The sequence below is a fragment of the Gemmatimonas sp. genome (assembly GCF_044345575.1).
In the GTDB taxonomy this organism is placed as follows: Bacteria; Gemmatimonadota; Gemmatimonadetes; order Gemmatimonadales; family Gemmatimonadaceae; genus Gemmatimonas.
This window is the reverse complement of record NZ_JBIJAW010000186.1, coordinates 1-6,423: the sequence shown is the minus strand read 5'-3', so window position 1 is coordinate 6,423 and position 6,423 is coordinate 1. Positions and strand designations below refer to the sequence as shown.

The 6,423-nt window shown below is 68.2% G+C and carries 6 protein-coding genes; 3 read left to right on the top strand and 3 right to left on the bottom strand.

Annotated features, from left to right (window positions below):
* Positions 1 to 530, top strand: a 530-nt coding sequence (locus tag ACIQ6O_RS11145) for a phosphoribosyltransferase (protein WP_396207865.1), incomplete at its 5' end; no start/stop codon positions are given.
* Between the two features lie 4 nt (positions 531 to 534).
* On the opposite strand, the gene ACIQ6O_RS11140 is transcribed toward ACIQ6O_RS11145, so the two are convergent.
* Together ACIQ6O_RS11140 and ligA are read right to left on the bottom strand one after the other, a co-directional pair.
* On the bottom strand, positions 535 to 1,086 hold the full coding sequence (locus ACIQ6O_RS11140) for a hypothetical protein (protein ID WP_396207864.1): 552 nt from the start codon (positions 1,084 to 1,086) through the stop codon (positions 535 to 537).
* Positions 1,087 to 1,120: 34 nt separating this feature from the next.
* Positions 1,121 to 3,178, bottom strand: coding sequence for an NAD-dependent DNA ligase LigA (gene ligA, locus ACIQ6O_RS11135; RefSeq protein ID WP_396207863.1), 2,058 nt, complete (start codon positions 3,176 to 3,178; stop codon positions 1,121 to 1,123).
* Positions 3,179 to 3,270: 92 nt separating this feature from the next.
* On the opposite strand from ligA, the gene ACIQ6O_RS11130 reads away from it, so the two are divergent.
* A complete protein-coding gene (locus tag ACIQ6O_RS11130; RefSeq protein ID WP_396207862.1) occupies positions 3,271 to 3,702 on the top strand; it encodes a YtxH domain-containing protein in 432 nt (143 codons plus the stop codon).
* 21 nt (positions 3,703 to 3,723) lie between these two features.
* Here ACIQ6O_RS11130 and ACIQ6O_RS11125 read toward each other — a convergent pair whose 3' ends face one another.
* On the bottom strand, positions 3,724 to 4,488 hold the full coding sequence (locus ACIQ6O_RS11125) for a hypothetical protein (protein WP_396207861.1): 765 nt from the start codon (positions 4,486 to 4,488) through the stop codon (positions 3,724 to 3,726).
* A gap of 5 nt (positions 4,489 to 4,493) precedes the next feature.
* Here ACIQ6O_RS11125 and ACIQ6O_RS11120 point away from each other — a divergent pair, with 5 nt between their 5' ends.
* Positions 4,494 to 5,831, top strand: coding sequence for a thymidine phosphorylase (locus ACIQ6O_RS11120; protein WP_396207860.1), 1,338 nt, complete (start codon positions 4,494 to 4,496; stop codon positions 5,829 to 5,831).
* The last annotated feature ends 592 nt before the right edge of the window (positions 5,832 to 6,423 follow it).

The window sequence follows — 6,423 nt, the reverse complement described above, 5'->3', positions numbered from 1 at the left end:
CGCAGCCGTATGCCCCTGACCCCTCGAAGGGCGTGCTCATTGTCGATTGGCCGTTGTTCGGCGAGCTCTCACGCGCCCTCGCTGTCCGGGTCGCGCGCGACTGGATGCCGGACCTCATCGTGGGGATTGCGACCGCAGGCGTCGTACCCGGTGCGGCCGTGGCGGCCATTCTCGACCTGCCGTTCCACTCGATTCTGATTTCGCGCCGGTACGAGGCCGATCAGGTGCGCGAGACGCCGACGGTGTTTGGGGCCGCGCCGGCCGACGTGCGAGGCAAGCGCGTGCTTATCGTGGACGAAACCTGCGAGTCGGGGGCGACCCTGCGACTCGCCGTGGGCGCGGTGGTGAATGCGGGCGCGCGCGAGGTGCGCACGGCGGTCAGTATCCGCACCGGAGGCTACGCCCCCGATTATCACGCCTTCTCGACCCAAGCGATGATCGTGCTGCCGTGGGACCGGGAGCTCTTCGTGGACGGCGAGCTGCGGCCGAACCCGAAGTACGTGGGGCTGGTGACGGAACCGGTCGTCTGATCGGTTACGCGGAGGCGGCGGCGCGGTCGTACGGAATGCCGCGCTCCATCGCTTCCCACACGTAGCCCATCACGTCGATCGAGCCGAGCAGGAATCGCGCACGGCCGGGGCCCTGATGGGAGGCCTCGACTTCGAGCACGCTCATAGGGGCGTCGGCCAGCCGGCCGAAGAAGCCGGCAAAGAGCCCGGTACTCACCAGGCAGCCGCCTGCAGACTCGGGCGCTTCGCCCCAGTCTGACACATCGAGCGCCATGACGGCGTCGCTCAGCGACAGCAGTTCCACCCGTCCCCAGCCGATGCTGTGGAAGTACGCCTCGAGCAGCCACGGGAAGCGTTCATCCGACAGGCGATCCGGATGCGACTCGCCCTGTTCCGCCAGCCAGGTGGCGAAATGGGAGTAGAGCGCCTGGCCCGCGGCGAAGCCTGCGTCGCGAATCGCGTCTACGGGCAGGACCGAAGCGCCGGCGTGGGCGGCCAGGGCGGACTGGCGCAGGCCGGCGAAGAAATCGACCGGCAGCGATACGATGCGAGGCGGAAGGCTGGTGGCAGGGCTCATGCTTCCGTGACGCTCGCCGTCTCGAGGCGTCACGTCAAGTCGTCCCGGCTGTGACGGTCTGTTCCCGCCCGCCATCCGTCCGCCGCCGCAGTTCGGCCTCGTCGATCACCTCGACCCCGAGTTCCCGGGCCTTGTCGAGCTTGCTGCCGGCTTCTTCGCCAGCCACCACGAAGCTCGTCTTCTTCGACACGCTGCTCGTGACCCGCCCGCCCGCTCGCTCCACCAGCGCCGTGGCATCGCCACGGCTGAGTGTGGGGAGCGTCCCGGTGATGACCACGGTGAAGCCCGTGAGGGGCCCGTCGGCTTGCACGGCATTGGGCTCGTCGAGTCGTAGACCGCGCCCGCGCAGGCGTTCCATGAGCGCCTGCACCGTGGGGTCGGCGAACCAGCTGGCCACACTCGCGGCGATGATGTCGCCGATGCCACGCACTTCGCCCAGCTGCGCCGGCGACGCGGCCATCATGGCGTCGAGGGTGCCGTACTGCTTGGCCAGCAGTTGCGCCGCCTGCGCTCCCACATGGCGAACGCCGAGGCCGAAGAGCAGGCGCGAGAGCGGCTGCTGCTTCGAGGCGGCGATGGCGGCCACGAGATTTTCGGCGCTCTTCCGGCCGAAGCGATCGAGAGCGACCAGCTGCTCCACCGTCACGTCGTACAGGTCGGCCACGTCGTGCACGTAGCCCGCGTCCAGCAACTGCTGGATGCGAGCGTACGACAAGCCGTCGATGTCCATCGCCTCCTTCGCGGCGAAGTGCACGAGCCCCTCGAGCTGGCGCCCCGGGCATGCCACGTTGGTGCAGTAGCTCGCCACGTCGTCGCCGAACCGACGGACCTCCGATCCGCAGCGAGGGCACAGCTCGGGCATGCGCCACGGGCGCTCGGTGCCGTCGCGCTTCTCCGGCACGGGGCCCAACACGTACGGGATCACGTCGCCCGCCCGCACCACCTGCACTGAGTCGCCTTCACGCAGATCCTTCGCGGCGATCTGATCGGCGTTGTGCAGTGAGGCATACGTCACTGTGGCGCCACCCACATCCACCGGCTCGAGCACCGCGAACGGTGTGAGCACCCCGGTGCGTCCCACGTTGACCTCGATCTTGTTGAGACGGGTCACCGCCATGTCCGGCGCGAACTTGCGCGCCACGGCCCAACGCGGTGTGCGATCGTTGCGAATGCCGAGTTCGTCCTGCAGCGCGATGTCGTTCACCTTCACCACACCACCATCGATGGCAAAGCCCAGGACCGCGCGCGTCTCGTGCTCGATGGTGTGCGCCCACGCGGTCGCTTCGGCGATGGTGTGGCAGCGGGCGCGGTGCGGGGCGACCGGAATGCCCCACGACGCCAGGGTTTCGAGCAGTTCCCACTGCGATTTGGCCGGCACGCCGCCATCGGGGAGCACGGCGGCGTAGCCGAAGAATCGCAACGGGCGCTGCGCGGTGATGCTCGAGTCGAGCTGCCGCATGCTGCCGGCGGCCGCGTTACGCGGGTTCACGTACACCGGCTCGCCGGCGGCGACGCGCGCTTCGTTCATGCGTTCGAAGCCGGCGAAGGGCAGGTACACCTCTCCGCGAATCTCCAGAAGCGGCGGATGTCCGCTGCCCATGAGCCGCAACGGCACCCCACGAATGGTGCGCACGTTGGCCGTGACATCTTCGCCCTCGGTGCCGTCGCCGCGCGTGGTGGCCGTCACGAGTACGCCGTCGCGGTACGTGAGGGCGATGGCGGCGCCGTCGATCTTGAGTTCCACTGTGTAGCCGCTGCGATGGATCGCATCGCCCACCACGCGCTCGATCGACTGTTCCCACGCCTCGAGTTCCCCTTGATCGAACGCGTTGTCGAGCGACAGCATGCGCACGAGATGCCGGTGCGGCTGGAACGCCGACTGCACCGGCGCCCCCACACGCTGTGTGGGGGAATCATCCGCACGCACCCCGGGGTACGCCTCCTCGATGGCCTGCAGTTCGCGGAAGAGGCGGTCGTACTCCTGATCCGAGAGGGCGGGCTGATCGAGCACGTAGTACTCGTACTGCGCGCGGGCGAGCACCCTCTTCAGCTCGGCGGCGCGCTGTGTCGTGGTATCCGGGACGGCAGACATGTCGGGAATCTACCCACGGCGCACGCGGTGCCGGAGGGCAATTATGGCGCATCGGTTGGTTCACCACGTCGCGCGTTGCGCGGGAGGGCACCATGTACCACCGGACTGATATCGACGAGCAGGAGCGGGCCCAGGAACAAGCGCAGGCGCTGGAGCGGGAGCGAGAGCGGGAGCAAGACGAGCGCGGCGAGGCGTTCGCGCGGGATTACGCGCGCCGTGATCACCGCGAGCACGCGGCCAACCGCGCACCGGATGCTGCCGGGCGCGATGGTCTGGCACTCGGGCTGGGTATGCTCCTCGGCGCGACACTGGGTGCCGGACTCGCGCTCCTGCTGGCGCCGGCCAGCGGCGAGGATACGCGTCGCCAGCTGCGGCGTGGGGCCCGTCGCCTGTACGCACGCGGCAGCGATGCCGTGGCTGATCTGCGCGATGATGCCGAACGCCGGGCCCGGCGGCTCGCCCGTCGTGGCGTTGATCGCGGTCGGGATCTCGCGCAGGACGTTCGCGATCGGGTGCGCGTGTAGCCCCTGCGCCTTTAGCGTCCGCTACCGCAGCTTCTTGAGCTCGTCGTTGGCATGCTGCCGGTACACCGCATCGTTCGGATCGGAGGCCGGCGCGGCAATCGCCGCACGGTACGCGGCGCGGGCGTCATTTATGCGATCGAGGTCGCGGTAGATGCGCGCGAGATCGAGTCGATGCACCAGGCGGGCGGGTTCGATCTCGACGGCGAGTTCGAGATGGCGTAGCGCCTCGGCCCATGAGGCGGTGCCGAATACCTGCCCGCCGAGAAACGCTCTGGCCACGGTGCGCGAGATCCCGTTCAATCGCATGATTTCCGCGTGCCACACACCCATGACATGCAGCGCACCGGGGTGGCGGGGCGCCAGCTTGAGGGCTGCCAATGCCTCCTCTCGCACTTCGATACCGTACTTCACACGCTCGCGCGGTCCCGCTGCCAGCGCGGTGCGGCCAATGGCGCGCGAGAGATGAAAGTGTCCCTCGGGATCCCCCGGGTTAAGCGCCACCGCACGCCGTGCGTAATTCGTGGCCTTCGTATACAGGGCCGTGCGCACGGCCTCGTTGCGTTCGAACTCGCCCTGATCGACCGCCGCGGCGGCCGCCTGCCACAATTCGAGGTACGTGCTCGGTTCGCCTGACTTCGTCACGTTCGCCATCGCCATCTGCGCGTGCACCCCGCGATGGGGCGCCGCCATGACCACGAGCCCGAGTCCCAGCAGCCCCGCACGCCACAGCAGGCGCGCCGGCCGTACGAACCGTGCAGCAACGGGAATGGCGGTGTAGGTTGGCATGACGTATGGAAGCTCGAACGTTGATCGAACGGAAGCGCGATGGCGGACGGATCACCGCCGCCGAATGGCGCTCTCTTATGAATCAGTATGCCGCGGGCGAAGTGCCAGACTATCAGATGGCCGCATTGGCGATGGCCATCTTTTTCGTCGGCCTCGACCGTGACGAGATCGTGGCGCTCACCAATGCCATGCTGGAGAGTGGCTCCTCCCTCCAGTTGAGTCACCTGACCCTCGGCCGGGTGGACAAGCATTCCACCGGTGGCGTGGGGGACAAGGTGTCGCTGGTGCTGGCACCGCTGGTCGCCGCCTGCGGTGTGGCCGTTCCCATGATGTCGGGGCGCGGGTTGGGCCACACCGGTGGTACCCTCGACAAACTGGAGTCGATCCCCGGATTCCGCACGGATCTGCCGCTGGCGCAAGCCACCAAACAGCTCGAAGCTATTGGCTGCGCCCTGATCGGACAGACCCGCGAGATCGCCCCGGCCGATCGCAAGCTGTACGCGTTGCGCGATGCCACCGCGACAGTGGAAAGCATCCCGCTCATCGCGGCCAGCATCATGTCCAAGAAGCTGGCTGAGGGGCTGACCGGGTTGGTGCTCGACGTGAAGTACGGCTCAGGGGCGTTCCTGCCGGAGCTCGATCGCGGCCTCACTTTGGCGCGCACGATGATCGACTTGGGGACGGATCATGGCTGTCCCGTGGTGGCGTTGCTCACGGCCATGGACCGTCCGTTGGGGCGGGCCTGCGGCAACGCGTTGGAGGTCGAGGAATCGATCGCCGCGCTGCGCGGTGAAGGACCGGCTGACCTGATGGACGTGACCTATGCGCTGGGCGCCGAAATGCTGGTGCTGGGCGGGGTGGCAGCGACCAGGAACGAGGCCCGACGCCGCATGGAAGTGGCCATCTCGAGCGGCCGTGCCGCCCGGAAATTCCAGGCGATCATCGAAGCGCAGGGGGGAAACCCTGCGGTCGTCGACGATCCCGGCCTGCTGCCGCAGGCGGCCGAGGTGGAGCTGTTCGTGGCCGCGCGCGACGGCGTGGTGGCGCAGGTGGAGCCGCGGGCCATCGGGCGGGGGATCACGGCGATGGGCGGTGGCCGCACCAAGGTGGAGGACACGGTGGACCCAGCGGTGGGATTCGTGATCACGGCGCGTCCCGGTGATGTGGTGCGGGTCGGCGAACCGCTGGCCACCATCTTCGCGCGCGATGCGGCGGGGGTAGAGGCCGGGCGGGCCACGTTGCGGGCGAGCATCCGGCTCGCCGATGATGCGGACCCGCCGCTGCCGCTCATTTCGCATCGGGTCACGGCGGCGGGGGTGGAGCGGTACGAGGCGGAGGAGTGACGGCGGCTGCTAACGGCGGTTGCTAACGGCGGTTGGTAACGGCGACTACCAGCAGACGGCAGACGGCAGGAAAAACAGCACGCAGAACGGGAGGAATTCGGAAGAACAACTCGGCAGCGTGCGCTTCGCGCCGCTGCCGATTTCCGAACAGCAAAGGACATCGGGCGCCCCGCGAAGCGGTGGCGCCCGTGTTGTTGTACCGCATTCCTCCCAAACTGCGTGCTGTTTTTCCTGCCGTCTGCCGTCTGCTGGTAGTCGCCCACCCCGATCTCGCCCCACCCCCCCCCGCCCAAACGCACCATCTGACGGAACCCCCTCCCCCCACTCCCCGTTCTCCACCGGACTGTCTAGTATTCTTCCGTCGGCGGTCTCCGCCTCCCGTTCACCGGTGCTCCGCACCCCTGTCCGAAGCGCAATGCCTGCGAAAGTCGCCCCGTCCACGAACAAGCTCCTCAGCCTCGTTGCTGCCGCGGCCGTGCTGCCGCTGCTCGGCCTGTACGGGCTGCTGATGTACATCTCCACGCCCAGCTCGACGGGCGGCATGGAGCCGACGGTGACGACGATCTGCTACACAGCGTTCACTTTCCTCTTC